Consider the following 26,777-nt stretch of genomic DNA (forward strand, 5'->3'; position numbering starts at 1 on the left):
GCCTACCTGCTGCCGCCAGGGCGCTCAGCCCGAACGGCCCGCCAGGTCTGGGTGAGGTAGGGGAGCCGCAGCAGTTCGCCTTCGGCATGCCCGAGGTGCTCGTGCAGGTACCAGGACAGGTTGTGGGTCACCTTGGCGCGGGTGGCGTCGTTGGCCGCGAGGTAATAGCTGCGCGACTTGGCCAGTTCGAGGATGTCGTCCGGGGTGACAGGATCCTCCCACCGCGTCAGGTGGCTTTCCAGTGACGTGAATTCCGGGCCGATTTTGGGGCGGAAATCGGGTTTGTGGACGTCGCCGGCGTGCATGATGCGGGACAGCCGGTGCACCCACGGCACGGAGGTGTCCAGTTGGTTCCAGATGAGGCCCAGCACACCGCGGGGCTTGAGGATCCGCGCAATCTCGGTGCTGGCCAGCAGCGGGTCGCACCAGTGCCAGGCCTGGGCAACGCAGACGACGTCGAACGCGGCCCCGGGCAGTCCGGTCGCCTCCGCGGTCCCTTCCAGAATTTGGACACCGGGGTAGGCGCCGCTTGGAAAGACACGGCTGAGCTGTTCCAGCATGTCCACGGAAGGGTCCACCGCGCTGACGCTGAGCCCGCGTTCCACCAGAAGGGCCGTGAATTTACCGGTTCCGGCGCCGATGTCGGCGGCCGTGCTGGCCCCGGCCGGGATGAGCCAGTCCGCGGAATCGTCAGGGTAGCCGGGACGGACGCGGTGATAGTGTTCGCCGCCGTCCTGGAAGCTCTGCCCAAGCTCCCGCCGGCGCACGTGATGAAGTTTGGGACCGCCCCGTGCCACGCACAGTCTCCTTAGCCCGACGTCGAAAATTACCTTTCGAATTTACCGTACGGAGGCCGCTGGCAGGGGAGCCCGGGTGGCGCTTAGTCTTGGATGCCCGTCAGTCTTGGATGCAGGGCGCGGCGCCGGCAGTGCCTGGCGTGTTGGGTGCCCACTCGGGGTAGGTGCGGGTGTCGTTCGCCGGAACCCAGCGTCCGGCATCCACCACGTAGTCCCAGCCGAGGCCGGAGCGGCGGAGCTCCTCGATGCCGGCGAGCAGCCGCTGGGCGTCCTCGAGCCGTGATCCCACACCGAAGCTGGCGCGCAGGGAACCGGACGGCAGGCCGAGGCGCTTCAGCAGCGGGTGCGCGCAGAAGCGGCCGTCGCGCAGGCCCACGCCGTGTTCGGCCGACAGGTAAGCGGCCACGAGCCCGGCGTCGTAGCCCTCCACGGAGAAGTTGACCACGCCAATGGCATCGTCCGGGTCACTGTCCTCGAAGATCTGGTGGACGGTGACGCCGCCGATCCTGCGCAGCCCCTCGACGAGGAAGGACCGGATGGCAGCCTCATGGGCGTGCCAGCTCTGCGGATCCAGGGCAGCGATGACCTGGGTTGCCCGGGCCAGGGTGGCTGCGCCGAGCACGTTGGGTGAGCCGCCCTCGTGGCGGGCGGGGCCGGTGGCCCAGCTGACGCCGTCGAGCCTTGCCTCGCTGACCGCGCCGCCGCCCGCGAGATGGGGCGTGCCGGCGTCGAGCCAGTCGGGACGGCCGATGAGCACGCCGGCGCCGAAGGGGGCGTAGAGCTTGTGGCCGGAGAAGGCGAGGTAGTCGACGTCGTCCGCGGCGATGTTGACGCGGCGGTGCGGCGCGAGCTGAGCGGCGTCCACCACGATCCGTGCGCCGTATTCGTGGGCCAGTGCAGCGAGGCGCCGGATCGGAAGGATTTCGCCGGTGACGTTGGACGCGCCGGTCACGGCCAGGAGGCTGACATCGCCGTGCTCCAGCTCCGCACGCAGGCTGCTGATGGTGGCTTCCAGCGTTTCCGAGGCCACCACGCTGCGGTGCGGCACGCCCTGCCACGGCAGCAGGTTGGCGTGGTGCTCGATGTCCAGATACAGCACTTCACCGGTGTGGTGGTGGTCCTCCACCGGCAGGCAGCCGGCCAGGAGGTTGAGGGAGTCGGTGGTGTTCCGGGTGAAGATGACGGCGTCATCGGCGCGGCCGCCCACGAACTCCCGCACGATGTCGCGCGCGTTCTCGTACACGGAGGTGCTGATCTGCGAGGCGTAGCCGGCGCCCCGGTGCACGCTCGCGTAGTAGGGCAGGATCTCGTTGAGGTAGGCAGAGACCACGGACAGGGCGGGCGCGGAGGCGCCGTAGTCGAGGTTGGCGTAGCGGACGTGGCCGCCCTGGATCAGCGGAGCCTGGATTTCCGCGCCGGTGACGGCGGCCAGGGGACGGCCGGCGGCGGCGAATCGGCCGTCCAGCAGGGCCGCGTCCGCGGCAGAAGACTCGGTGGATGAAATGATCGCAGTCGTCATGGGACCTCACTGGGAAAGGACCCCACGTGACGGGGATCCGCGCTTGCCGGGTCCGTTCCGGATCGGCCTGGTCGTCACCCGGGGCACCCCACCGCGAATGGAGGGTTGCCGGCCAGCTAACCGGGGTTTAGCGCTGGCACTCGTGACCTGTTACGAGACTAAGACATCTGGCCGGCCGATGAAAAAGCCGCTCCGGAATGTTAAGTGGATTATTACGCAACCCGGATATCGGGCCTTCGGCCGAATAAACGACGGCGGCCGCCACCAAAAGGGGGCGACCGCCGTCGTAATATTCAGCACAATGGCGCCGGGCCGGCTCCGGGGTAGGGCTAGAGCAAATCGTCCAGCTGCGGGTTCAGCCGCTTCAGGACTTCCGAGTGCAGGATCGAGTTGGTGGCGAGGGCGTTGCCGCCGAACGGGCCATCCGTGCCTTCGAGGGAGGTGAAACGGCCCCCTGCCTCGGTCACGATCGGCACCAGCGCCGCCATGTCGTAGAGGTTCAGTTCCGGTTCGCAGGCGATGTCCACCGCGCCTTCGGCCACCATGCAGTAGGACCAGAAGTCGCCGAAGGCGCGGGTGCGCCACACATCCTCGGTGAGCTGCAGGAACTCGCCGAGGTTGCCGCGGTCCTTCCAGCCGCCGAGGCTGGAATAGGACAGCGAGGCGTCGGCGAGGCTGGACACATTGGATACCTTGAGCCGGGTGGCGGCGGCCAGGGAACGGCCCGAGTAGGCGCCGGCGCCCTTGGCGGCCCACCAGCGCTTGCCGAGCGCCGGGGCGCTGACCACGCCCACGACGGGTTCGCCCTCGTCGACGAGGGCGATCAATGTGGCCCACACCGGCACCCCGCGGACGAAGTTCTTGGTGCCGTCGATGGGGTCGATGATCCAGCGGCGGGAACCGTGGCCGGAACTTCCGAACTCCTCACCGAGCACGGCGTCACGGGGGCGGGAACGGGACAGCTGGCCGCGGATGGACTCCTCGGCGGCCTTGTCCGCATCGGTGACCGGCGTCAGATCAGGCTTCGTCTCGATCTTGAGGTCCAGCGCCTTGAACCGGCTCATGGTCTGGTCGTCCACGGAATCGGCCAGCACATGGGCCAGACGCAGGTCATCGTTGTACGTTGAAGCGGGTTGGGTCATGGTTCCAAACTACCCTCAAAGGCCCGGCGGGGCGGGGAGGCAGCCGCCGGGCTGCGCCACGGAAGGCTAGCCGACGCTGCCGAGTTCCTTGGTCTCCTGGCCCTCCGTGCGCGGGTCGGTGCCCAGCAGGCGGCGCAGGGACGCGAGCCTGGCCGCTCCCGTGGGGCCGGCGTTGCCAGCCGCGACCCAGGCATCCACGCCGCAGTTGACGGCGGCGGCGTCGTGCTTGCAGCCGCGTTCGCAGGCCTCGGTGCCCGGCTCAAGGTCGGGGAAGGAATGCAGGATCCGGTCCGGGTCCACGTGGGCCAGCCCGAAGGAACGGATGCCCGGCGTGTCGATGATCCAGCTCCCGGCGGGGGCGTCAGCGAGCTTGAGGGCGAGGGCCGACGACGACGTGTGCCGTCCGCGGCCCGTCACGGCGTTGACGCCGCCGGTGGCGCGTTCGGCGCCGGTCAGCGCGTTGACCATGGTGGATTTTCCGACGCCGGAATGGCCCAGCATCACTGTCACTTTGCCGTCCAGGTGGGCGCGGAGTTCGGACACGGCGGCCACGTCGAGCCGGGCGGAGAGGCCGTCGTCGGACCGGGCATCGATGCCGGACGCGTCGGAATCGGCGGTGCGGCTGATGATGACGGGGAAGTCGAGGTGCCGGTAGTTGCCCAGCAGCTCGGTGGGGTCCTTGACATCCGCCTTGGTGACAAGCAGCAGCGGTTCGATGCCGGCGTCGTAGGCCGCCACCAGTGCCCGGTCGATGAAGCCGGTGCGGGGTTCGGGGTTGGCGGCGGCGACCACCACCACCAACTGGTCCGCGTTGGCCACAACGGCGCGTTCCACCGGATCGGTGTCGTCGGCGCTGCGGCGCAGCAGGGTCTTGCGGTCCTGGATTTTCACGAGCCGGGCGAGGGTGTCCGGCGCGCCGGACACGTCGCCCACGAGGGACACGAAATCGCCGGCGACGACGGGGGAGCGGCGCAGTTCCCGCGCGCGGGCGGCGATGACCGTCCGCTCGTGCCCGGAGTCCTCGCCGACGACTGCCGTGTAACGCCCCCGGTCGACGGTGATGATCCGCCCGGTGACTGCGTCCTCATGGCTGGGGCGGTCCTTCGTCCGGGGCCGGGAGCCTTTTTTGTTCGGCCGGATCCGGACGTCGGATTCGTCCCAGGAATCAGTGCTGCGTGCCACCGGTGGTCCCCGCGGTGTTGGTCATTGCTGTGTTTGTCACAGCGCCGGTCCGCTGGCCGAGCATGTCCGCCCACAGCTTGGGGAAGTCCGGCATGGTTTTGGATGTGGTGGCGATGTCCTGCACTTCCACGCCCCGGACCGCCAGGCCGAGGATGGCCCCTGCGGTGGCCATCCGGTGGTCCGCGTAGCTGTGCACCACACCGGCGTGCAGTTCCGCGGGCCGGATGACGAGTCCGTCGGCGGTTTCCTCGGCATCGCCGCCGAGGCGGTTGATTTCCGTGACGAGCGCGGCGAGCCGGTCCGTCTCATGGCCCCGGAGGTGGGCAATGCCGCTCAGCCGCGAGGGCCCGGACGCCAGCGCACAGAGTGCGGCGACGGTAGGCGCCAGTTCGCTGGTTTCGTCGAAGTCCGCGCCCTTGATTTCGCTGCCGCCGGTCACGGTCAGGGTGCCGTCCTGCAGGGTGACGGCCGCGCCCATGTCGCTGAGGATGCTGCGCCACATGTCACCCACCTGAGTGGTGCGCTCCGGCCAGTCCGGAATCCGTACCGTGCCCCCGGTGGCCAGCGCGGCCGCCAGGAACGGGCCGGCGTTGGACAGGTCCTGCTCGATCCGCTGGTCGAAGGCGCGGATCGGGCCGGGGTTCACAATCCAGTGGTTGGGCGTGGAGTCATCCACCACCACACCAGCGCCTCGCAGGGTGGCGATGGTCATGTTGATGTGGTCCAGGCTCGGCACGGTGCTGCCGGAGTGCTCCAGATGCAGGCCGTCCGTAAACCGTGCCCCCACCAGCAGCAGCGCGGAGACGAACTGGGAGGAGGCGCTGGCGTCAATGACGAGGTGCCCGCCGCGCACCTGCCCGGTGCCTTCAACGCGGAACGGAAGCGAAGCGGGCGTTCCGCCGTCCTTGCCGCTGATGGGTACGCCGAGGCCCGCAAGTGCCTCGATGATGGTCCCCATCGGGCGCTCCCTGGCGTGGGGATCGCCGTCGAATAACGTGGCACCGCTGCGGAGCGCGGCCAGCGGCGGAACAAACCTCATAACAGTCCCGGCCAGGCCGCAGTCGATGGCGACGTCGGCACCGCCGGCGCCGGCCGGAATCGGCGTCACCTCCAGGTCCGGGCCGAAGGCGCCATCGCCCGGCACTTCCCGGATGTCCGCGCCAAGCTGCCGCAGGGCGGCGATCATCAGCGCCGAGTCGCGGGAATGCAGCGGCGCCCGGAGCCTGGACGGTCCGTCGGCCAGTGCGGCGAGCACCAGGTACCTGTTGGTCAGCGACTTGGAGCCCGGCACGCGGACCGTGGCGTCAACCGGCTGCTCCGCAAACGGCGCGGGCCAGTGCGGAGCAGCGCCGGAGGTGTCAGCGGACGCGCCCATGGGTGATGCTGTCATTCCTGTTTATGCCCCCACTGCGTGGTCAACAGCCTTGCGGACTGCCTTGTCGGCCTTGCGGACCACTTTGTTGGCGCTGTGCAGCTTCTTGCCGGTGGTCTTGCGTGCGTCGGCGGCGAGGTGGCTGGCGGTTTTCCGCGCGTCGGCAGCGACGTGCTCCGCGCGCCAGGCAAGGCTGGGCTTGCCGGCCGTGTCCACGGACGCGAGCAGCACTCCGCCGGTGAGGGTGATGTTCTTGAGCAGCTGGGTGCGGCGGGCTTGGCGGCCCTCCTTGGTGCTGATGTCGGCGCTGCGCCATTCAACGAAGGCGTTCAGCGCCGAGATGACGGCCAGCACCGAAGCCGCCAGCCGGGCGGATTTGCCGAGCGCGAAGAGGACGCCGGCGCCCACCTGCGTGCCGCCGATGATCCGGGCCAGCACCTTCTCGTCCGTCTGGAACGGCAGGGCTTCAGAGGCACGGCGCAGGAGGGGCGACAGTTGCTGCGCGGTGTCGTCCGCATTCCTGAGCTTGTCCGTTCCGGCGAGGATGAAACTTGAGGCCAGCATCGGCCGGGCAAAAAAGCGGACAAAGGACATGAATTTCCTCCTGGATGGCCGAGCCGCGGTGGCCGCGGCGGAGTCGGTTCTAGTCTTGCACTTTTGCGGAATATTTGCCCACCGCGCGTCGTTGTGCACCTTAGGCCGGAAGCAGTCTGCAGGCGGCGTTCTGAACAGTTTCCGGTGTTCAGCGGCGGCTGGGGCATGGCCGGAAACCGGCAGGAGCGCGGACCGCCGCTCGAACGCGGGTCTCATCGGGCAGGTCTTATCAGGCGGAGTGGAGATGGAGCATTGACTTTGGTGAAGGAAGCTGTGGGGGTGCGAAGGACCGCCAGGATGGGGCCGTTTGTGGTGCCGGAAGCCGACGAGCTTGAGGCCGGGAGTGCTTTCCCGGGCACCGGGTACGGCACGGCACGCCGTCAGGGGCGGACGCCGCTGATCAACGTAGACTTGAAGGCAATGAGCACCGTGGATCCGGCCCTACAGGCCACACAGGAGGACGCCGCCAACGGCATCCCGGAGAATGGCACGTCACCCGCCGCCGAAGCTGCAGAGGCTATCGACGTCGGCTCCGAGAGCGCGGAAGCGCGCCGGGCCCGGTTTGAGCGTGACGCCATGCAGTACGTGGACCAGCTGTATTCGGCGGCCATGCGCATGGCGCGGAACCCTGCCGATGCCGAGGACCTCGTGCAGGAGGCGTACACAAAGGCGTTCTCGGCGTTCCATCAGTACAAGCCGGGCACCAACCTGAAGGCCTGGCTGTACCGGATCCTGACGAACACCTACATCAACCTGTACCGGAAGCGGCAGCGGGAGCCCTTGCAGTCCAATTCGGACACCATCGAGGACTGGCAGCTTGCCCGTGCCGAGTCCCACACCTCCAGCGGTCTTCGGTCCGCCGAGGCGGAGGCTTTGGACCACCTGCCGGATTCGGACGTCAAGCGTGCCCTGCAGGCCATCCCGGAGGAGTTCCGGCTGGCCGTGTACTTCGCCGACGTTGAGGGCTTCGCGTACAAGGAAATTTCGGACATCATGAACACCCCCATTGGCACCGTGATGTCCCGGCTCCACCGGGGCCGGAAGATGCTGCGTGACATGCTGGCGGACTATGCCGCGGACCGGGGATTCAAGGCTGCTGCAGACGCCACGGCGGCAACGGAAAGCAACAAACAGGAGAACGGGAAATGAGCGACTGCCAGGGATTGGGCGATTGCGATGACACAAGGATGCAGCGCATCTACGAGTATCTGGACGGAGCTTTGACCCGCGGCGACCTTGCGGAGATCAAGCAGCACCTCGACGAGTGCCCGGAATGCGCCGAGCAGTACGATTTTGAGTGTGTCATCCGCAAAGTGGTGAAGCGCTCCTGCACCGAGGCGGCGCCGGAAAACCTCAAGAACGCGATTCTGGAACGGATCCACACCATCCGGCCGGTGGACGCCTGACGGGATTCCCTACTTAAAACGCGATGCCCCCGCTACCTTGCCGGTAGCGGGGGCATCGCGTTTAAGCTTCGGTTCAAGCCGTGGCTTAGGTGTTGGGGCGCTTCCCGTGGTTCGCGCCGCCGCGCTTACGGTCACGACGCTTACGTGCACGCTTGCTCATAGCTGGCCTCCTTAATTTCGTTACCCAAAAGAGTTGCCCTCCAGTCTCCCATATCAGCGGACAGGCCGCGAACCGGGCGGGTTGCCCTACAGGCAGTTGCGGATCGAGACGCGGGCCTGGTCCAGGACTGTCCGCACCGTTTCCAGGGCGACGGGCGTCATGGGCCGGGCGCTGGTGTGCAGGCGAAGCTCGGTGCGCATGTCGTCGCGGAACGCCTGCAGCAGCATCTCCGCTTCCTTGAGCATGCGCTGCCCCTCGGCTGTGTAGCGGCCCTGGCCGGACAGGTCCGCCGTTCGGGCAGCGGCGCGAGCCGCCTCCGCGGTGGCCGCCAGGTCCGCGCGGAGCCCGCGCATGTTGCCGCGGATTTCGGCGCGGAGGTCATCGGCGAGCCGGCGGACGGAGGCCGCAATGTCGTTCTCCACGGTCTCCAGCTCCTCGCGCCGGCTGTCCAGCTCAGCCAGGCCCGCGGCGGTGATGCGGTAGTTGGTGCGGCGCCCTTGGCTTTCGGTGGCCACGAGGCCTTCCTCCTCCAGTTTGCCCAGGCGGGGATAGATGGTGCCGGCGCTGGGGGAGTAGGTGCCGCCGAAGCGGTCGCTGAGCGCCTTGATGAGTTCGTACCCGTGCTTGGGGCCAGCCTCCAGGAGTGCCAGCAGATAGAGCCGGAGGGCGCCGTGGGCAAAGACGGGAGGCATCAGAGCGCCTGTTTCTCGGTGGCCGGTGCCTGTCCGTGGAAGATGGATGTCTTCCCGGATACCGAGTTGGTCCGGACCAGCATGAGGTTGGCGTCCGGGCCCGAGATGGTCTGCACCTTGCCGCCCGGGTGGCCGTACCTCCGGTCGTCGATGATCACCGGCCCGCTGGCCGACTGGGCCACGATGTCCACGCCGACGTCATGCGGCACGCGGACGGTCAGGTCCCCGGACACCGAGTTCGCGCCGAAGTCGTGGGTGAAGCCGTGCAGGTCAAAGCTCATGTCGCCGCTGACGGTGTTGGCCCGGATGTTGGTGAATCGGCCGGACGCCGTGACCTCGCCCGAGACGCTCTTGGCTGTCAGGACGCCGCTGTGGTTGCGGGCGATCACTTCGCCGCTGACGGTGTTGACGTGCAGTTCACCGGAGGTCCCGTCGGCCAGCAGCGAGCCGGTCACGGTGTTAAGCCGGGTCCGTCCGCGGACACCCGAGACCAGGCCGTCCCCGCTGACGGTGCCCGCCTCGACTTCCACGCCGGCGGGGACCGCGATGCTGATGACCACGGAGTTGTTGCTGCTGTTGTTGACTGACTCCATCAGGTTCTTGAACCAGCCCTGCGGTCCGTGTAGCTGATGGCGGACTTCGAGGCGCCCGCCCGTCACGGAGACCGCCAGCGGATCCCCGACCACCTCCGACACCTCGATGCGGACCACGGCGTCATCGTGCGTGACGATGTCCAGCCTGCCCCGGACGATGCCCACCTTAAGGTGGGAGACGCCGTCGACATCAATGGTCTGCGGGCCGGTGACGGTCCAGGAGTTCTCTTCCATGATCCCCTCCACTTGCGATATATCGTGACTCTGGGAGCCACGCTAGTACGCCGGCGCCGGAAGATCAAGATATATCGCGAGAGGATTTTCCTACTCGGGCGTGTCCATTCCCAGCCACTGGAACCACCCGCGGTGGAGCACCAGCCAGGCCATCAGCCCGTACCCTGCCTGCCCCGGCGAGCCGCCGTTGGCTGCGAGGTCCTGGCGCCACTGCTCATGATTCAGCAACGGTGAGAACGTGTCCACGTAGAGGTGCTTGCGCCGGGTGGTCACGTCGGCAAAGGCGGTGTTCAGCTCGCCGAGGCGGTGGTTCTGGACCGGATCCAGCGTGGGCGGCGGCCCCACGACGAAGACCTCCAGCCGTTTCTGAGTAGCCGAATCCAGGATGTTGGCCAGATTGAGCCGGCTCCGGGCGGTGGACAGGCCGAACTCAATGTCCCGGCCGGAGAGCCCGATGACGAGGCGGTTCTCATGGAGATCGCTGAACCTGCGGCCGGCCTCCTCGAGCCAGCGCGCCGACAGGCCCTCGGTGCCCTCCTGCGGGCACGGAAGGGAGAAGCTCTCCACCGTCATGCCGTCCTGGGGCGTACGGGCGAGCACCCGGCCCAGCCATCCCAGCGCCCGGGGATCGCCGAGCCCGGCGAGCAGTTCATCTCCAACAGCTGCAATCCGCAGCTTCCTGTCTTCCACTACAACCTCTTCACTTGGGGAGGGCGTGTCCCGGATACGGACCGTTTGCGTGCCAACACTAAAGGTCCATTAACTCACGCCGATTAAACAGAACTGCCCGGCTGGAACGGTATGTCACCGTCCGGCCGGGCAGCTGTTCTGCTACTTACGGGCGAAAGCCTGCTTCAGCAGCGCGTCCTGCTCCGCAGCGTGGCGCTTCATGGAGCCGGCCGCAGTGGAAGCAGAGGCCGGGCGTGAAACCAGGCGCACCTGCCGGTCCAGGGCGGTCGGCAGGTGCAGACCCATGAACGGCCACGGACCCTGGTTGGCGGGCTCGTCCTGCGCCCACACAACTTCCGCGTTCGGGTACTTGGCCAGCTCGGCTTCGATCTCCGCCTGCGGCAGCGGGTAGAGCTGCTCGACACGGACGATCGCCGTCGACTTGTCGCCCGTCTTCTGCCGGGTGGACAGCAGGTCGTAGTACAGGCGTCCGGAAACCAGGAGTACGCGTTCGACGGCGTCCGCCTGCAGCAGCTCGTGTTCGCCGATCACCGGGCGGAAACCGCCGGTGGTGAAGTCCTCCACGGACGAGGCAGCGGCCTTGAGGCGCAGCAGCTGCTTCGGCGTGAAGATGATGAGCGGCTTGCGGGGCCGGCTGTAGGCCTGGCGGCGCAGCAGGTGGAAGTGCGAGGCCGCCGTCGTCGGGTTGGCGACGATCATGTTTTCCTCGGCACACAGCTGCAGGAAGCGTTCGATGCGGGCGGAGGAGTGGTCCGGGCCCTGTCCCTCGTAGCCGTGCGGAAGCATCAGCACGAGCGACGAGCGCTGGCCCCACTTCTGCTCGGCGGACGAGATGAACTCATCGATGATGGTCTGAGCGCCGTTGACGAAGTCCCCGAACTGCGCTTCCCACAGGACCAGGGCGTCGGGGCGCTCCACGGAATAGCCGTATTCGAAGCCCATGGCCGCGTATTCGGACAGCAGGGAATCGTAGATCCAGAGCTTGGCCTGGTTGTCCGACAGGTTGCCCAGCGGCAGCCATTCGTTGCCGTTGGCGCGGTCGTGGAACACGGCGTGGCGCTGCACGAACGTGCCGCGGCGTGAATCCTGGCCGGCAAGGCGGACGGGCACGCCCTCCATGATCAGCGAGCCGAACGCGGCGATTTCGCCGAAGCCCCAGTCGATGCCGCCTTCACGGGACATCTGTTCACGCTTCTCCAGCAGCTGCCTGAGCTTGGCGTGGACGGTGAAGCCCTCGGGGATTTCCACGTGCGCCTTGCCGATACGGGCAAGCGTTTCGGCCGAGATGGCCGTCGACGCCGGGGCGTTCGTTCCGATGTCCGACTGCTGTGCCTGGGGACGCTCGATGTCCGATACCGCTGCCGAGTCGGCGGTGATGATCGGGATGGGCGAGGTCTGGGCCGCGTGGGTCTCGGCGAAGACGCGCTCGAGGCGTTCCTGGTAGTCGCGGAGCAGCTGCTCCGCTTCTTCCTCGGTGATGTCACCGCGGCCAATGAGCGACTCGGTGTAGAGCTTGCGGACGGAGCGCTTGGCCTCGATGAGGTTGTACATCAGCGGCTGCGTCATCGAGGGGTCGTCGCCCTCGTTGTGGCCACGGCGGCGGTAGCAGACCATGTCGATGACAACGTCCTTGTGGAACCGCTGGCGGAACTCGTAGGCGAGCTGGCCAATGCGGACAACTGCCTCGGGGTCGTCACCGTTCACGTGGAACACAGGAGCCTGGATCATCTTGGCGACGTCCGTGGAGTACGTGGACGAACGCGACGAGGACGGCGCCGTCGTGAAGCCGACCTGGTTGTTGACCACGATGTGGATGGTTCCGCCGGTACGGTAGCCGCGCAGCTGGGACAGGTTGAGCGTTTCCGCCACCACGCCCTGGCCGGCGAAGGCAGCGTCACCGTGAACCATGATGGGCAGCACGGGGAACGACTGTCCCTGGTCCAGGCGGTCCTGCTTGGCGCGGACGATGCCTTCCAGGACCGAGTCGACGGCCTCGAGGTGGGACGGGTTGGCGGCGAGGTAGACCTTGGTCTCCTTGCCGTTGTCCGACGTGAACGTGCCCTCGGTGCCGAGGTGGTACTTGACGTCGCCGGAACCCTGCACCGAGCGCGGGTCCTGGGTGCCTTCGAACTCGCGGAAGACCTGGGCGTAGGTCTTGCCGGCGATGTTGGTCAGCACGTTCAGGCGGCCGCGGTGGGCCATGCCGATGGCAACCTCGTCCAGGGCGTCGTCGGCAGCGTCGGAGATGATCGCATCCAGCAGCGGAATCAGCGATTCGCCGCCCTCAAGCGAGAACCGCTTCTGGCCCACGAACTTGGTCTGCAGGAAGGTCTCGAAAGCTTCTGCGGCGTTCAGCTTGGAGACGATGCGCAGCTGCTCGTCGCGGCTCGGCTTGGAGTACGGGTGCTCCAGCTGGTCCTGGAACCACTTGCGCTCGGCCGGGTCCTGGATGTGCATGTACTCGATGCCGGTGGTGCGGCAGTAGGCGTCGCGGAGCACGCCGAGGATGTCCCGGAACTTGAGCATCGGCTTGCCGCCGAAACCGCCCGTGGGCCACTCGCGGTCGAGGTCCCACAGGGTCAGGCCGTAGGTGAGGACGTCGAGGTCGGGGTGTTTGCGCTGGACGTACTCGAGGGGATCGGTGTCCGCCATGAGGTGGCCGCGAACGCGGTAGGAGTGGATCAGCTGCTGAATCCGGGCGACCTTGTTGATCTGGTCGGACGGATCCACCTGCAGGTCCGGGCTCCAGCGCACGGGCTCGTACGGGATGCGCAGGGCTTCGAAGATCTCGTCGTAGAAGTTCTGCGCGCCGAGGAGCAGCGAGTGGACGAGCTTGAGGAATTCGCCGCTGCCAGCACCCTGGATGACGCGGTGGTCGTAGGTGGAGGTCAGGGTGAGGATCTTGCTGATGGCGTTCTGGGCGATGATCTTCTCGCTCGCGCCCTGCCATTCGGCCGGGTAGTCAAGGGCGCCGACGCCGATGATGGCGGCCTGGCCCTTCGACAGGCGGGGCACGGAATGCACCGTGCCGATGCCGCCCGGGTTGGTCAGCGAGACCGTGGTGCCGGCGTGGTCGTCCGCGGTCAGCTTGCCGTTGCGGGCACGCTTGATTAGGTCTTCGTAGGTGTGCCAGAACTCCGCGAAGTTCATGGTTTCGGCCTTCTTGATGTTGGGAACCATCAGAAGGCGGGTGCCGTCGGGCTTGGGCATGTCAATGGCGATGCCGAAGTTGACGTGCGCCGGCTGGACAGCCACGGGCTTGCCGTCGACCTCGTCGTAGTACACGTTCATGGACGGGAACTGGGAGAGCGCCCGGACAACGGCGTAGCCGATGAGGTGGGTGAAGGAGACCTTGCCGCCGCGTGCGCGGGCCAGGTTGGAGTTGATGACAACCCGGTTGTCGATCAGGAGCTTGGCCGGAACTGCCCTGACGCTGGTGGCCGTGGGAACCTCAAGGCTGGTGACCATGTTGGACGCAATGGCCTTGGCCGGTCCGCGAAGGACGGACACGACGTCTTCCTCGGGCGCGGTGGGAGCCTTGACGTTCTTCGGCAGCTGGGCCGGAATGGGCTGGGCGCCGGTGCCCGCCTCGGTCTTCTTGGCGCCGTCGCGGGCCACCGTTGCCGGAGCCTTCTTGGCGGGTGCGGGCTGGGCGGGGGCCGCTGCCGGCGCCGGTGCCGGAGCTGCCGCAGGCGCCTGGGCCGCGGGAGTAGCGGATGCCGGTGCCTGCGCGGGCGCCGGGGGAGTGACAATGGGCAGTTCACGGGTGGCCGGGTTGGCCGCCGGGGCTGTCACGGCAGGAAGGCCGTTGGAAGATGGACCGTTGCCGCTGTCGAATGATTCGAACAGGGGCCACCATTTGGCATCGACCGTATTCTTGTCCTGTTGGTAACGCTCGTACAGTTCGTCAACGAGCCACTCGTTTCCACCAAATTCCTCTGGCAGACGGTGGCTAGGCTGCTCTGGCACTTGAAATACGCCTCTTCCATGAGTTTGATTTCCCTCTGGTCGCCTAAGGTGCCACGGCACAACGATCGAACCAGTTTTTTCTGTGTCCTATGAACCCAGACCATTGCCAGTCTAGTGACCGTTTCCGCTTAACTGCCAATAACCGTGACCCAAATCATGTACCTCCTGAATTGTGGCGAAATGGCCGTCCGGGCGGGCCTCCAACGGCATCCTTTCCGACCTGCGCGGATACCGGTTCCGGGCGCCCAGATGAGCCGCTTCAGTCCTCCGCGACGGGACGTTGCTCCTGTAGACTGCAATCCTTATGGACAGTGAATATAGGTGCCATGGACGGTAGATCCAGGTGCCGGCCTGGGGGCACCCACCCATGATGGAGTGGCTCCTCGTTGCCGCCGGCCTGCTGCTCATCCTTGGAACCGGCTTCTTCGTCGCCGTCGAGTTTTCCCTTATTGCACTGGACCAGCCAACGGTGCAGCGTGCCGTTGACGACGGCGATACCGCCGCAGTGCCGCTGCTCAAGTGCCTGAAATCCCTGTCCACGCAGCTGTCCAGCTGCCAGCTCGGCATCACCATGACCACGCTTCTGACGGGCTACGTGATGGAGCCGTCCGTGGGGGCGCTGCTCCAGGTGCCGATTGCCGCCGTCGGCATCCCGGAACCGGTGGCCGGGTCCGTCTCCCTCGTCGTCGCCATGGTGATCGCGACCGGGCTCTCCATGCTTCTGGGCGAGCTCGTTCCCAAAAACATGGCCATTGCCCTGGCGTTCCGCATCGGCCGCACCCTGGCCGGGCCGCAGCTGGTCTTCACCGCCATTTTCAAGCCTGCCATCGTGGTCCTGAACGGATTTTCCAACAAGGTCCTGAACGTCTTCGGGCTGGAGGCCAAGGAGGAGATTTCCGGAGCCCGCACGCCGGCGGAGCTTGCCTCCCTGGTGCGCAGGTCGGCGGCCATGGGCACGCTCGATCCGGGGACCGCGAACTTCATCGCCCGCACCCTGAACTTCTCCGGCCGCACTGCCGCTGACGTCATGACGCCGCGGATCCGCGTCGAAACCATCGACGCCGACCAGCCGGTGTCGGACATCATCGATGCGGCCCGCCGCAGCGGATATTCGCGCTTCCCCGTCATCGGAGAATCGGCGGACGACATCCGCGGGCTGGTGCACGTCAAGAAGGCCATTGCGGTTCCTCCAAACCGGCGGCGAAAGCTTGAGGCGGGCGCGATCATGACGGACGTCCTCAGGGTGCCCGAAACCATCCACCTCGACGCCCTGCTTGCCGAACTGCGGGAGGGCAACCTGCAACTTGCCGTCGTCCTCGATGAATATGGCGGCACCGCCGGGATCGCAACGCTGGAGGACCTGGTCGAGGAAATCGTGGGCGAGGTGGCCGACGAGCACGACAAGGTCCGCCCCGGGCTGCTGCAAAGCGCCTCCGGTGACTGGTACTTTCCGGGCCTGATGCGGCCGGATGAGCTCTCGGAACAGATTCCGGGCCTCACCGTTCCCGACGAAGCCGCGTACGAGACGGTGGGCGGGTACGTCATGAGCGAGCTTGGACGGATACCCCAGGTGGGGGACGTGGTGGAAGCGGGCGGCGGGACGCTCAGCGTGACCAGGATGGACGGCCGGCGCATTGACCGCATCTGCTTCAGGCCGCACCGTGAACCGCAGGACGGCGCGGCCGAGGACCAGCCCGGCAGAAGCACGGCGGTTAAGCACGGGGCGGGCAATTACGGCAAGCCGGGAAACAGCAAGTCCGGAACCGGTAAATCGGGCAACGGCAGGCCGGGTAACGGCAAGTCCGGGAACGGCGGCCGGCCATGAGCGACTGGGCAGGACTGCTCTGGCTGGTGCTGCTGCTCCTGGGCAACGCCTTCTTCGTGGCCGCGGAGTTCGCCGTCATGTCCGCACGCCGTAGCCAGATTGAGCCACTTGCGGACGAGGGAGTCCTGCGCGCCCAGACCACCCTTCGGGCGATGGAGAACGTCTCACTGATGCTGGCGTGCGCGCAACTGGGCATCACCGTCTGTTCGCTGCTGATCCTGCTGGTGGCGGAGCCGGCCATCCACCACTTGCTGGCAGTGCCGCTAGCCGGGCTGGGCGTGCCCACCGAAATTGCCGACGTCTCGGCGTTCGCGGTGGCCCTGATGCTGGTGACGTTCCTGCATGTGACGTTCGGCGAGATGGTGCCCAAGAACATTTCCGTGTCCGTTGCTGACAAGGCAGCGCTGCTGCTGGCTCCGCCGCTGATGTTCATTGCGAGGCTCGTCAACCCGGTCATCGCCGCACTGAACTGGTCCGCTAACCACATCCTGAGGCTGATGCGCATCGAGCCCAAGGACGAGGTCACCTCCACGTTTACGCTGGAGGAGGTGCAGTCCATCGTGCAGGAGTCCACGCGGCATGGCCTGGTGGATGACGACGCCGGCCTGATCACCGGTGCCCTCGAATTTTCGGAGTACACCGCGGGCAATGTCATGGTGCCGCTGGAACGGCTGGTCATGCTGCGGTCTTCGACCTCCCCGCTGGAGTTTGAAAAGGCTGTCAGCCGCACCGGGTTCTCCCGCTTTCCGATGCTCGACGACGAGGGCCTGCTGGCCGGCTACCTCCACATCAAGGACGTGCTCGCCATCCCGGAATCCGGTTATGAGCTGCCCATCGCGGAGAGCCGCATCCGGTCACTGGCCAACCTCACGCGTGACGACGAGATTGAAAAGGCGATGTCCGTGATGCAGCGCTCCGGCTCGCACCTTGCCCGCGTTATCGGACCGGGCGGCCAGACCGAGGGCGTGCTGTTCCTGGAGGACGTGATCGAGCAGCTCGTTGGCGAGATCCGGGATGCTACCCAAGCCAAAGGCATCAGGCGGCTGGGCAGGCCCGACGGCGAATAGCCGGCCCGGGCGCCCGGCGGCCCTCCGCCGTCGTAAGTTCTAAATAGGAATCATTCCTATTTAGGGATACACTCGACTAGGGGTTGCCCCCTCCCCGCAACCTGACCTGTCCAGAACCGAGGTATTTCCGTGCCCAGCAACGCCCGCACTTTTTTGACCGCCGCCCTGGCCGGGGTCGGCCTGCTCCTCACCGGCTGTGGCTCGCCGGCGGCCCAGACCGCAGGCGCAGAGGCCGGCGGACGCATCTCCGTCGTCACGTCCACCAACGTCTACGGGGACATTGTTGAGGCCATCGGCGGGGACAAGGTCAACGTGTCGGCCATCATCTCCCGTCCAAGCCAGGACCCGCATTCCTACGAGGCCAACGCCCAGGACCGGCTGACCGTCTCCAAGGCCAAGCTGGTGGTGGAAAATGGCGGCGGCTATGACGACTTCATCCACACCCTGGCGGACGACAGCAACGTACCGCACGAAAACATCATCAGTGCCGTTGAGGTGTCGGGGCTTGCGCCGGAATCGGCAGCCACAGCACCCGCCCATTCCGAGACTGCCCACGCAGCGGACGGGCACTCCCATAACCACGGCGACTTCAATGAGCACGTCTGGTACAGCTTTGACGCCATGACGCACCTCGCAGATGCCGTGGCAGCCCGCCTCGGCGCGCTCGACGCCTCCTCGGCCCCCCAGTTCAAGGCAAACGCAGCGGAGTTCAAGTCGGGTCTCGCCAAGCTGGAGAGTAAGATTTCGGCAATGAAGACCTCGCACGGCGGTGCCGGCGTCGCCGTGACCGAACCGGTGCCCCTCTACCTGCTGGAAGCGGCCGGACTGGAGAACCGCACCCCTGCCGAGTACACCGCCGCCGTGGAGGAAGGCGCCGACGTTCCGCCTGCAGTCCTCAGGGCGGCCACCTCGACGGCCGCCGCCAAGGACACCCGTTTCCTCGCCTACAACGAGCAGACGGAAGGCCCGCAAACCCAGGCCGTCAAAAATGCAGCCAGTGCCGCGGGAACGCCGGTGGTGAACTTCACTGAAACGCTGCCGGACGGCAAGACCTACCTGCAATGGATGGCGGACAACGTGGAAAATGTCGGCAACGCACTGAAGAGCCAGCGTTGAACCCAGTCATCAGCCTGAAGCAGGCGTCGCTGAAGTTCGGCCGCCGTGCGCTCTGGGAAGACCTGAACCTGGACATCAACCCGGGGGAGTTCTTCGCGGTGCTGGGGCCCAACGGCAGCGGCAAGACCAGCTTCCTCAAGGTCCTGCTGGGGCTGCAGGAGCTGCACTCCGGCCAGGCCAGCCTTGGCGGGCACCCCGTGGAGCGGGGAAGCCACATGATCGGCTACATCCCGCAGCAGAAGCCGTTCCCGCCCGACACCCCCATGCGCGCGCGTGACCTGGTGGGACTGGGCGTCGACGGGCACCGCTGGGGAATCCGGCTCGGCACCGCCAAGGCCAACCGCAAGATTGACGAACTGCTGGAGCTCGTCGGGGCAAGCGACTACGCCAGGGTTCCCGTCGGGCAGCTGTCCGGCGGCGAGCAGCAGCGCCTGCGCGTGGCCCAGGCCCTTGCCACCGACCCGAAGGTGCTGCTGTGCGACGAGCCGCTCCTGTCGCTGGACCTGCACCACCAGCAGGCCGTCAGCGCACTCATCAACAAGCAGTGCCACGACCGGAAGAGCGCCGTCGTGTTCGTGACCCACGAGATCAATCCGATCATCGACTACGTGGACCGGATCCTGTACCTGGCCGGCGGCAGGTTCAGCGTGGGGACGCCGCATGAGGTGATGACCACCGAGGTCCTCTCCGACCTGTATGACAGCAACGTGGAAGTGATCCATGCCAACGGCCGGATCGTCGTCGTCGGTCTGCCCGACGCCACCACGCACCACCATGACGACGCGCACGCCGCTGCGGGGGAGGGTTCCTGATGGACCTGGAATCGATCCTGCAATCGGTGTTCAACTTTGAGAACTATGGGGAACTGCTGGCGCTGGTGCAGAACTCGCTGTGGGCCGGCGCAGTGCTTGGACTCCTCGGCGGCCTTGTGGGGACCTTCGTGATGAAGCGCGACCTGGCGTTTGCCGTCCACGGAATTTCCGAGCTGTCGTTCGCGGGCGCCGCCTTCGCGCTCCTCATCGGCACCGACGTGGTGTTCGGCTCCCTGGTGGGGTCCGTGGCGGCCGCGCTGCTGCTCGGGCTCATGGGTGTCCGGGCGCGCGACAAGAATTCGATCATCGGCGTCATCATGCCCTTCGGCCTGGGCCTCGGGATTCTTTTCCTGTCGCTCTATGAGGGCAGGGCCGCCAACAAGTTCGGGCTCCTCACCGGGCAGATTGTGTCGGTGGACACCGTCCAGCTCCAGGTTCTGGCCGGGACCGCGGTGGCGGTGATGGCGGCGCTGTGCTTTATCTGGCGCCCGCTGAGCTTCGCCAGCGTCGATCCGGAGCTCGCCGAGGCCCGCGGCGTTCCGGTTCGGACGCTTGCCCTGGTTTTTATGGTGCTCCTGGGCGTCAGCGTGGCGCTGTCCATCCAGATCGTGGGCGCCCTGCTGGTTCTTGCCCTGCTGATCACGCCGGCCGCTGCGGCCCTGCGGGTGACGTCCTCGCCGCGGCTCGTGGTCCTGCTGAGCGTGGTCTTCGCCGTTTCGGCGACGGTCGGCGGAATACTGCTGGCCCTCGGCGGCCGCATCCCCATCAGCCCCTACGTCACCACGCTGTCGTTCCTGATCTACGTCGTGTGCCGGGTCATCGGCAGCGTCCGCGCCAAGCGCGGCCTCAACGGCCGGGTCATGCGGACCGCCTAGATACTTTGCGGGGCGTAGGCCACGGCGCGGCTTATTGCGCGGCAGCCTTGCGTGCGGAGCATTCGGGGCAGAGGCCGTAGATCTCGACCGTGTGGGCCACTTCCGTGAAGCCGTGCTCCTGCGCGGTCCGCGCGGCCCAAGTCTCGACGGCGGGCGCCTCCACTTCCACGGCCTTGCCGCAGTTGCGGCACAAAAGATGGTGGTGGTGCACAGTCACGGCGCAGCGGCGGTAGACGGCCTCGCCGTCACCGTTGCGGAGCACGTCCACGAGTTCCTCGTCGGCCAGCGACTGCAGGATCCGGTAGGCAGTGGCCAGGGAGACGGACACGCCCTTGTTCTGGAGGATCCGGTACAGTTCCTGGGTGCTCACGAAGTCATTGAGCTCGTCCAGGGCGGCGCTGACAGCTATCCGCTGCTTGGTGACGCGCTGCTCTTTCCCGGCAGCCGCCGTCGAAGGTGCCTGTGGTCTGCCGTCAGCGCTGGCGCGTTGTGGCATGGATGAACTCGCTTTTCTTTCGGGTAATGACAAGCTTTAACGTTACCAGCCGGAGCCGCGTGGACACTGATCGGGCCCGTCCCTAGGCTGGCCTCATGAAGCTGACAAAATACACGCATGCCTGTGTCCGGCTCGAAAAGGACGGCCGGGTGCTGGTCCTGGATCCCGGGAACTTCTCTGAAACCGGGGAGGCGCTGGATGGTGCACACGCCGTCCTCATCACGCATGAGCACGCCGACCACATCGACGTTCCGGCTGTCACGGCTGCGCTCGGGGACAACGGCGGGCTGGAGCTCTTCGCACCGGAGGGCGTGGCGCGGAATGTCCGCAAGGAAGCGCCGGACGCCGCGGACCGCGTGCACGCCGTGGAGCCGGGAACGTCCTTTGACGCCGCAGGCTTTGCGGTCCGTAGTTTCGGCGGCCAGCACGCGCTGATTCACCCCCAGATTCCGGTGGTCGCCAACATCGGCTACCTCGTGGACGAGAACGTGTACCACCCGGGTGACTCATTCATCATCCCGGACGGCATCAGCGTGCGCACGCTCCTGGTCCCCGTCCATGCCCCGTGGAACAAGGTCAGCGAAGTGGTCGACTTCGTGATCGGCGTCCGCGCGGAGCGCGCCTACAACATCCACGACGGGCTGCTGAATGACACCGGCCTCGGCCTGGTGGAGGGCCATGTCAAGCGGATCGGGGCCAAATACGGCACCGAATACACGCATCTTGCCAGCCGGGAATCCGTGGAGCTTTAGCCCCGCCAGACGCCCGTTTCGAAGAACGACGTCAGCGTAGCCTCGTGTGGCCGCGGATCCAGTCCCTGGGCCACCAGCCACGCCGGGCTGTAGTGGCTGCCGGCGTACCGGTCACCGCCGTCGCACATCAGGGACACCACGCTGCCCCGTTCGCCGTCCGCCACCATTCGTGCGACGAGCTGCCAGACACCCCAGAGGTTGGTGCCCGTGGACGGCCCGGCATGCAGTCCGGCCAGCGAATGCAGGTGCCGCATGGCTGCGACCGACGCGGCGTCGGGAACCTGGATCATGTGGTCGATGACCGACGGGACGAAGCTCGGCTCCATGCGGGGCCGGCCGATGCCCTCGATCCGGGAAGGCATGCCGGTACTGAAGTCCGCGGCGCCGCTCTTCCAGCCGGGGTAGAAGGCGGAGTTCTCCGGGTCGACCACAGCCAGGGACGTGGCGTGGCGGTGGTACCGGAGGTAGCGGCCAATGGTGGCGCTGGTTCCGCCGGTGCCGGCTCCCACCACGATCCAGCGCGGGACCGGATGCTCCTCCAGCGCCAGCTGTTCGAAGATGGACTCGGCAATGTTGTTGTTGCCGCGCCAGTCCGTGGCGCGCTCGGCGTAGGTGAACTGGTCCATGTAATGACCGCCGCTCGTGGCGGCAACCTCGGCGGCCGCCGCGTACACCTCCGAGGCATGGTCCACCAGGAGGCAGGAGCCGCCGAACTGTTCGATCAGGGCTATCTTTTCCGGGCTGGTGGTGCGGGTCATCACGGCGACGAACGGCAGGCCCAGGAGTTGCGCGAAGTACGCCTCGGAAACCGCCGTACTGCCGCTGGAGGCCTCCACGATGGTGGTCCCCTCGCGGATCCAGCCGTTCACCAGCCCGAACAGGAAGAGGGAACGTGCCAGCCGGTGTTTGAGGCTTCCTGACCTGTGAGTGGATTCGTCCTTGAGGTACAGCTGGACTCCCCAGTGTTCCGGGAGCGGCACCGAGTACAAGTGGGTGTCTGCCGAGCGGTTGTTCTCCGCGTTGATCTTCCGGACTGCCTCGTCCGCCCATGCCCGTGCACTGAATCGCCTGCTCACGGAATCAGCCTACCGGCGAGGGCGGCGGCTAGAGTTGGTGTTGATTTGCCGGCATGCCCAAGGAGACAGATGGACACCCTTATTGACGTGGCAGGGCTGAACGCCCGGATGGCGGCCGGTCAGCGCACAGTGGTGCTGGATGTCCGCTGGGCGCTGGGGGATACCGAGGGCCGCAGCCATTACCTCAAGGAGCACATCCCGGGTGCTGTGTACGTCGACCTGCCCACCCAGCTGGCGGATCCGGCGGATCCTGGCCGCGGACGCCACCCGTTGCCTTCACTGGCCCGGTTCCAGGAGGCGGCCCGGTCCTGGGGCCTTTGCGACGGCGACGTCGTGGTGGCGTACGACGATGCCGGCAACACCTCCGCCGCCCGGGTGTGGTGGATGCTCCGGGACGCCGGCGTGCGCACTGTTTACCTGCTCGACGGCGGCCTGGCCGCCTGGCGTTCGGCAGGGTTGCCGTTGGAGGGTGGCCCGGTGGAGCCGGAAACGGGCGACGTGACGCTCGCCGGCGGCGGCATGGCGGTGACCGACGCCGACGGTGCCGCCGGCTGGTCGGCCGCGGGAGTGCTGCTGGATGCCCGTGCCGGAGAACGGTACCGCGGCGAAATTGAACCGGTGGATCCGCGGGCCGGCCACATCCCCGGGGCCGTCAGCGCCCCCACTACCGGCAACCTCGACGACGACGGCCGCTTCCTGCCGGCGGAGAAGCTGCGGGAGCGCTTTGCGAGCCTGGGCGTCGACGCCACGACGCCCACCGCCGTCTATTGCGGCAGCGGCGTCACGGCCTCGCACGAGATTGCGGCCCTGGAGATCGCCGGCTTTAGCGCCGCACTGTTCCCCGGGTCGTTCTCCGAATGGTCCAACGATGCGTCCCGTCGGGTGGCTACAGGCGCCGAAGCCGGGAAGTAAGTGGCGGTGTGCCCGGTAGGAGCGCACCGGCGATTGGAACTCACCCGGGAGCCGCGGTAGCGTCGCCATATGACTCCTGGACGCCCTGTACCCCCGCCGCTGAACCTGCGGATCCCGCTGGAAGAGACCGCCGCCGGACCCCTTGAGGGACGCCTTGCTGCTGCCCGCGGTGCATCTTCGGCCACGGGTGGCCTGGTCGAGCTGACAATTTCCCGCCGTGCTCCCAAAGCCGACGACGTCGAGATCGCCATCGAGTTCTGCGGGCTCTGCCACTCGGACGTTCACGCCACCCGGGGGGAGTGGGGCAGCCAGAACTACCCGCTGGTACCCGGGCACGAGATTGTGGGCCGGGTCAGCCGCGTCGGTTCGGACGTGAAGGACTTTCAGCCGGGCGACAGGGTGGGCGTGGGCTGCATGGTGGACTCGTGCCGCGAATGCGAGAGCTGCCTCGAAGGGCTGGAACAGTACTGCGAACGCGGCATGACCGGGACGTACGGGGCCAAGGACGCCAGGAACGGGGATGCCGTGACGCAGGGCGGTTACGCGTCCTCCGTGGTGGTGGACCGGCGGTACGTCCTGCGGGTGCCGGAAAACGTGGACCCCGCGGCGGCTGCCCCGCTGCTCTGTGCGGGTATCACCACCTTCTCGCCGCTGCGCCACTTCGGTGTCCGGGAAGGCCACGTGGTCGGCGTCGTGGGCCTGGGCGGCCTGGGCCACATGGCCGTCAAGCTGGCCAAAGCCATGGGCGCTGAGGTCAAGGTCTTCACTACTTCTGAGTCCAAGGTGTCGGCGGCACTGGAACTGGGCGCCGACGCGGTAGTGCTGTCCCGCGACGGGGAAGCGATGGCAACTGAGAACCGGAGCATCGACGTCATCATCGATACGGTAGCGGCACCACATGACCTCAATCCGTTCTTCCGCACCCTGCGCCGGGACGGCGCGCTGTTCCAGCTGGGGCTGCCCTCCGATGCCATGCCGCCTGTTAACCCCGGTGCCCTGATCAGAAGGCGGATCTCATACGCCGGGTCTCTGATCGGGGGTATCGCCGAGACACAGGAGATGCTCGACTTCTGCGCCGAGCACGGGGTCGTCTCCGACATCGAACTCGTCGGAGCCGAGCAGCTTAACGATGCCTATGACCGGATGGTTGCAGGTGACGTGAAGTACCGTTTTGTCCTGGATACATCCACCTTGCACGAACCGTCGGAAAGGGCTGACGCATGAGCACGCTGTTCACCAAGATTCTCAACGGGGAGATCCCAGGCCGGTTTGTCTGGCGCGAGCCGGACGTCTCCGCATTCCTGACCATGGGTCCGCTTGCCGACGGGCACACGCTGGTGGTCCCGACCGAGGAAGTGGACCGCTGGACGGACGCTTCGCCCGAGACCCTGGCCAGGGTCATGGAAGTGGCGCGGCGCATCGGCGCGGTGCAGGTGGACACGTTCGGGGCAGCCCGGGCAGGACTCATCGTGGCCGGTTACGAGATTAACCACATGCACGTCCACGTGTGGCCTTCCAACAGTATGGCGGAGTTCAATTTCGCCACCGCCGAGCACAACCCGGACCCGGCGCGGCTGGACGCCAACGCCGACAAGCTGCGCGCAGGCCTGCGCGACGCCGGCTATGGGGAGTTCGTGCCGGAGGCCTAGGCCGTTCCCCAACCTCGCTTATGGGGCTGGGCCGGGCTGTTCGGACTGAGGTGCTTCGCGCAAACCGGTTCCGGGCAGTCTGGTCCCCGGTAGGGGCGGTGCGGTGGATTGGTAGCTGTGGCCGGTGGGTGTGGTGATTTCGATGGTGTGGCGGGGTCCTGGTCGGGGTTTCACTGTCCAGCCGGGGAGTTCTTTGGTGTGGTTGCAGGCTTCGCAGAGTCCGGCGCCGTTGCTTAACGAGGTGGTTCCGCCGTTGTGCCAGGGGATGATGTGGTCGTGGTGGCGGATCGGGGCGTCGCAATACGGGGTTCGGCACGTGTCGTCCCTGATTTGGATGAAGCGGCGCAGCGGGGCCGGGAAAAGGCGCCGTCTCGACTCCATGGCCACCAAGTCTCCGGTGCCCGGGGCGGTGTAGAGCCGACGGACCCAGGTTTTGAGTTCTTTCAGGCTCTTGGCTGAATCGCCCACCGCTGAATCGTGCGCCGCAGGCTGGACGCGACCCTGCCCGTCTTGTCCTCGTTCCCCTTGTCCTTGTCCTTGTCTTTGCACGATGAGCTCTCGGGCCCAGGCACCGGGGACGGTGCCGTAGCCCGGTATGTGGGCGGGTTCGCTGTCGCCTTGGAGGAGGGAGCGGTCGGTGATGACGAGGTTGAGTTCGATGCCGGTGATGCCGCCGGGGGTGCCGGTGGTCCTTTCGACGAGGGTGTCGGCTTTGATCTGGTCGCGGGTGCGTGGGTCGCCGGCGGCGGTGAGGGTGTCGGCGTTCCGGGTGAGCGCCGCGAAAACTGCGACGCCTTCGTGGACGGGCAGCAGCGCTGACAGGTGGGTCATGCAGTCCGGTGCGGGGCGCAGGCTCACCCTGCGTTCGGCGGGGGCGTGGCTGGTGCGTTGGGCGACGGAACGGGGGTCCTTGCGGATGGCGGCGGCGCGGACGGCTGCAATGACGGTCCGGGTTCCGGCGCCGGTGAACGTTCCGGTGTCGGCGGCGAGTTCCTCATCAACCGCGGCCCGGTCTTCGACGCTCAAACAGGCGGTCTCTTTCGCGATGTGGGTGACGCGTTCTTCGTTCAGCTGCCCGGTGTCCAGGGCGGTCTGGGTGTGGGGCATCTGCACCAGCGCTTTGGCCGTGCCGAGCAGCCGGTGCCCGCGGTTGGGGGATTCGCCCCGGGCGAGTGCGATCTGCTCGGCCGCACCCAGGTCACGGTCTTTGCCGCGGGCCTCGCCCAGTTCTTTGCCCAGGTCTTCGGGGGCCAGGGGCGGGCGGTCGGTGGATTCCTGCCGGAGCCGGGCCTCGAAGGTCACCGACAGCCGCGCCTGCTGCCCGGCAGCCCAGCACTTGACGTTCTCGTACCCGCGGACCTGATCGATCAGCCCGGCATTGTCGGCCGTGAGGTCGGCTGGTGGCAGAAACCACCCGGGCGTCGATCCACGGTCAGGGTCGCCGGAACCGGGCGCGACGTGCCAGGCAGCGGCGGCGTCGGAGGGAACGCCGTCGTCAAAAGCGCCGCTGTGGAAAGTGCCGTCATCCAAAGGTCTGTCGTCCAAGAGGTCTCCGTCGAAAGGACGGTCGGCAAACAGGGCTTCGGGAAACGGGTCCTCCGGAAACGACGCCGGATACACGGCATCGAGATCATCGTCATACGGAAGCCCGTCGCCGGTAAACCCATGGTCGGAGAACGCACCGAAGGGGAAACCGGCACCGGGTAAAACGGCGTCGGTAAGTAGGGCGTGAGGAACCGCGGCAGCATGCAGGACAACGCCGCGCAGCGCCCCCGCTGTCAGTGCCAAATTCCCGAAGCTGTCCATAAACACAGTCTGCCAACGGCCACTGACATTAAAGGGCCGAT

Annotated in this window: 25 protein-coding genes and 1 riboswitch; of the genes, 11 read left to right on the top strand and 14 right to left on the bottom strand. The window is 66.9% G+C overall.

The features are described 5' to 3' along the window. Positions 1–2 precede the first annotated feature (2 nt). The 6 genes from ACFTSA_RS10345 to ACFTSA_RS10370 form a co-directional block, all read right to left on the bottom strand. A complete protein-coding gene (locus ACFTSA_RS10345) occupies positions 3–797 on the bottom strand; it encodes a class I SAM-dependent methyltransferase (RefSeq protein WP_377951183.1) in 795 nt (264 codons plus the stop codon). Positions 798–897: 100 nt separating this feature from the next. Then, entirely contained in the window at positions 898–2,316 is a 1,419-nt protein-coding gene (locus ACFTSA_RS10350; protein ID WP_377951184.1) for an aminotransferase class V-fold PLP-dependent enzyme, read from the bottom strand. Between the two features lie 34 nt (positions 2,317–2,350). After that, a riboswitch (SAM riboswitch) is annotated at positions 2,351–2,464 on the bottom strand. A gap of 181 nt (positions 2,465–2,645) precedes the next feature. Further along, positions 2,646–3,458, bottom strand: a complete 813-nt coding sequence (gene hisN / locus ACFTSA_RS10355; RefSeq protein WP_377951185.1) for a histidinol-phosphatase — start codon at positions 3,456–3,458, stop codon at positions 2,646–2,648. Positions 3,459–3,524: 66 nt separating this feature from the next. Then, a complete protein-coding gene (locus tag ACFTSA_RS10360) occupies positions 3,525–4,640 on the bottom strand; it encodes a ribosome small subunit-dependent GTPase A (RefSeq protein WP_377951186.1) in 1,116 nt (371 codons plus the stop codon). Further along, positions 4,624–6,030 carry a 3-phosphoshikimate 1-carboxyvinyltransferase gene (gene aroA / locus ACFTSA_RS10365; protein WP_377951187.1) on the bottom strand — a complete coding sequence of 469 codons (1,407 nt, stop codon included), beginning with the start codon at positions 6,028–6,030 and terminating at the stop codon, positions 4,624–4,626. Before aroA ends, ACFTSA_RS10360 begins: the two co-directional genes overlap by 17 nt. Positions 6,031–6,036: 6 nt before the next feature. Further along, a complete protein-coding gene (locus tag ACFTSA_RS10370; RefSeq protein ID WP_377951188.1) occupies positions 6,037–6,606 on the bottom strand; it encodes a DoxX family protein in 570 nt (189 codons plus the stop codon). Positions 6,607–7,026: 420 nt separating this feature from the next. On the opposite strand from ACFTSA_RS10370, the gene ACFTSA_RS10375 reads away from it, so the two are divergent. After that, positions 7,027–7,755 (top strand): sigma-70 family RNA polymerase sigma factor, encoded by a 729-nt coding sequence (locus ACFTSA_RS10375; RefSeq protein ID WP_377951344.1) that lies wholly within the window; start codon positions 7,027–7,029, stop codon positions 7,753–7,755. After that, a complete protein-coding gene (gene rsrA, locus ACFTSA_RS10380) occupies positions 7,752–8,012 on the top strand; it encodes a mycothiol system anti-sigma-R factor (protein ID WP_377951189.1) in 261 nt (86 codons plus the stop codon). The genes ACFTSA_RS10375 and rsrA overlap by 4 nt, the downstream gene beginning before the upstream one ends. A gap of 85 nt (positions 8,013–8,097) precedes the next feature. Here rsrA and ACFTSA_RS10385 read toward each other — a convergent pair whose 3' ends face one another. The 5 genes from ACFTSA_RS10385 to ACFTSA_RS10405 form a co-directional block, all read right to left on the bottom strand. After that, a complete protein-coding gene (locus tag ACFTSA_RS10385) occupies positions 8,098–8,172 on the bottom strand; it encodes a 50S ribosomal protein bL37 (protein ID WP_369299106.1) in 75 nt (24 codons plus the stop codon). Positions 8,173–8,258: 86 nt separating this feature from the next. Next, positions 8,259–8,864: a PadR family transcriptional regulator gene (locus ACFTSA_RS10390; protein WP_377951190.1), complete on the bottom strand. Its 606-nt coding sequence runs from the start codon at positions 8,862–8,864 to the stop codon at positions 8,259–8,261. Next, on the bottom strand, positions 8,864–9,691 hold the full coding sequence (locus ACFTSA_RS10395; protein WP_377951191.1) for a DUF4097 family beta strand repeat-containing protein: 828 nt from the start codon (positions 9,689–9,691) through the stop codon (positions 8,864–8,866). The genes ACFTSA_RS10390 and ACFTSA_RS10395 overlap by 1 nt, the downstream gene beginning before the upstream one ends. 90 nt (positions 9,692–9,781) lie before the next feature. Then, positions 9,782–10,381 (bottom strand): GDSL-type esterase/lipase family protein, encoded by a 600-nt coding sequence (locus ACFTSA_RS10400; protein ID WP_377951192.1) that lies wholly within the window; start codon positions 10,379–10,381, stop codon positions 9,782–9,784. 141 nt (positions 10,382–10,522) lie between these two features. Continuing rightward, positions 10,523–14,350 carry a multifunctional oxoglutarate decarboxylase/oxoglutarate dehydrogenase thiamine pyrophosphate-binding subunit/dihydrolipoyllysine-residue succinyltransferase subunit gene (locus ACFTSA_RS10405; RefSeq protein ID WP_377951193.1) on the bottom strand — a complete coding sequence of 1,276 codons (3,828 nt, stop codon included), beginning with the start codon at positions 14,348–14,350 and terminating at the stop codon, positions 10,523–10,525. A gap of 370 nt (positions 14,351–14,720) precedes the next feature. Between ACFTSA_RS10405 and ACFTSA_RS10410 the strand changes: the two genes are divergently transcribed. The 5 genes from ACFTSA_RS10410 (at position 14,721) to ACFTSA_RS10430 (ending at position 20,045) form a co-directional block, all read left to right on the top strand. Next, entirely contained in the window at positions 14,721–16,175 is a 1,455-nt protein-coding gene (locus ACFTSA_RS10410; protein WP_377951345.1) for a hemolysin family protein, read from the top strand. Further along, positions 16,172–17,242, top strand: coding sequence for a hemolysin family protein (locus ACFTSA_RS10415; RefSeq protein WP_377951194.1), 1,071 nt, complete (start codon positions 16,172–16,174; stop codon positions 17,240–17,242). The genes ACFTSA_RS10410 and ACFTSA_RS10415 overlap by 4 nt, the downstream gene beginning before the upstream one ends. A gap of 129 nt (positions 17,243–17,371) precedes the next feature. Beyond that, a complete protein-coding gene (locus ACFTSA_RS10420; RefSeq protein WP_377951195.1) occupies positions 17,372–18,358 on the top strand; it encodes a metal ABC transporter solute-binding protein, Zn/Mn family in 987 nt (328 codons plus the stop codon). Continuing rightward, on the top strand, positions 18,355–19,170 hold the full coding sequence (locus tag ACFTSA_RS10425; RefSeq protein WP_377951196.1) for a metal ABC transporter ATP-binding protein: 816 nt from the start codon (positions 18,355–18,357) through the stop codon (positions 19,168–19,170). Before ACFTSA_RS10420 ends, ACFTSA_RS10425 begins: the two co-directional genes overlap by 4 nt. Continuing rightward, a complete protein-coding gene (locus ACFTSA_RS10430; protein ID WP_377951197.1) occupies positions 19,170–20,045 on the top strand; it encodes a metal ABC transporter permease in 876 nt (291 codons plus the stop codon). Before ACFTSA_RS10425 ends, ACFTSA_RS10430 begins: the two co-directional genes overlap by 1 nt. Positions 20,046–20,076: 31 nt before the next feature. On the opposite strand, the gene ACFTSA_RS10435 is transcribed toward ACFTSA_RS10430, so the two are convergent. After that, on the bottom strand, positions 20,077–20,541 hold the full coding sequence (locus ACFTSA_RS10435; RefSeq protein WP_377951198.1) for a Fur family transcriptional regulator: 465 nt from the start codon (positions 20,539–20,541) through the stop codon (positions 20,077–20,079). Between the two features lie 95 nt (positions 20,542–20,636). On the opposite strand from ACFTSA_RS10435, the gene ACFTSA_RS10440 reads away from it, so the two are divergent. Next, positions 20,637–21,293 (top strand): MBL fold metallo-hydrolase, encoded by a 657-nt coding sequence (locus ACFTSA_RS10440; RefSeq protein WP_377951199.1) that lies wholly within the window; start codon positions 20,637–20,639, stop codon positions 21,291–21,293. On the opposite strand, the gene ACFTSA_RS10445 is transcribed toward ACFTSA_RS10440, so the two are convergent. Further along, positions 21,290–22,369, bottom strand: a complete 1,080-nt coding sequence (locus ACFTSA_RS10445) for a PLP-dependent cysteine synthase family protein (protein ID WP_377951200.1) — start codon at positions 22,367–22,369, stop codon at positions 21,290–21,292. The two genes, ACFTSA_RS10440 and ACFTSA_RS10445, sit on opposite strands and share 4 nt — an antisense overlap. A 69-nt stretch (positions 22,370–22,438) precedes the next feature. Between ACFTSA_RS10445 and ACFTSA_RS10450 the strand changes: the two genes are divergently transcribed. The 3 genes from ACFTSA_RS10450 to ACFTSA_RS10460 all read left to right on the top strand — a co-directional run bounded on the left by ACFTSA_RS10450 (position 22,439) and on the right by ACFTSA_RS10460 (position 24,930). Further along, positions 22,439–23,281, top strand: coding sequence for a sulfurtransferase (locus ACFTSA_RS10450; protein WP_377951201.1), 843 nt, complete (start codon positions 22,439–22,441; stop codon positions 23,279–23,281). Between the two features lie 69 nt (positions 23,282–23,350). Further along, positions 23,351–24,505 (top strand): NAD(P)-dependent alcohol dehydrogenase, encoded by a 1,155-nt coding sequence (locus ACFTSA_RS10455; protein ID WP_377951202.1) that lies wholly within the window; start codon positions 23,351–23,353, stop codon positions 24,503–24,505. Beyond that, entirely contained in the window at positions 24,502–24,930 is a 429-nt protein-coding gene (locus ACFTSA_RS10460) for an HIT family protein (protein ID WP_377951203.1), read from the top strand. Before ACFTSA_RS10455 ends, ACFTSA_RS10460 begins: the two co-directional genes overlap by 4 nt. 18 nt (positions 24,931–24,948) lie before the next feature. On the opposite strand, the gene ACFTSA_RS10465 is transcribed toward ACFTSA_RS10460, so the two are convergent. After that, the gene (locus ACFTSA_RS10465) at positions 24,949–26,736 is read right to left on the bottom strand and encodes an HNH endonuclease (protein ID WP_377951204.1); all 1,788 of its coding nucleotides are present in this window, start codon (positions 26,734–26,736) and stop codon (positions 24,949–24,951) included. Positions 26,737–26,777: the final 41 nt, after the last annotated feature.

Source organism: Arthrobacter sp. NPDC057013, from assembly GCF_042674585.1.
Classification (GTDB): domain Bacteria; phylum Actinomycetota; class Actinomycetes; order Actinomycetales; family Micrococcaceae; genus Arthrobacter.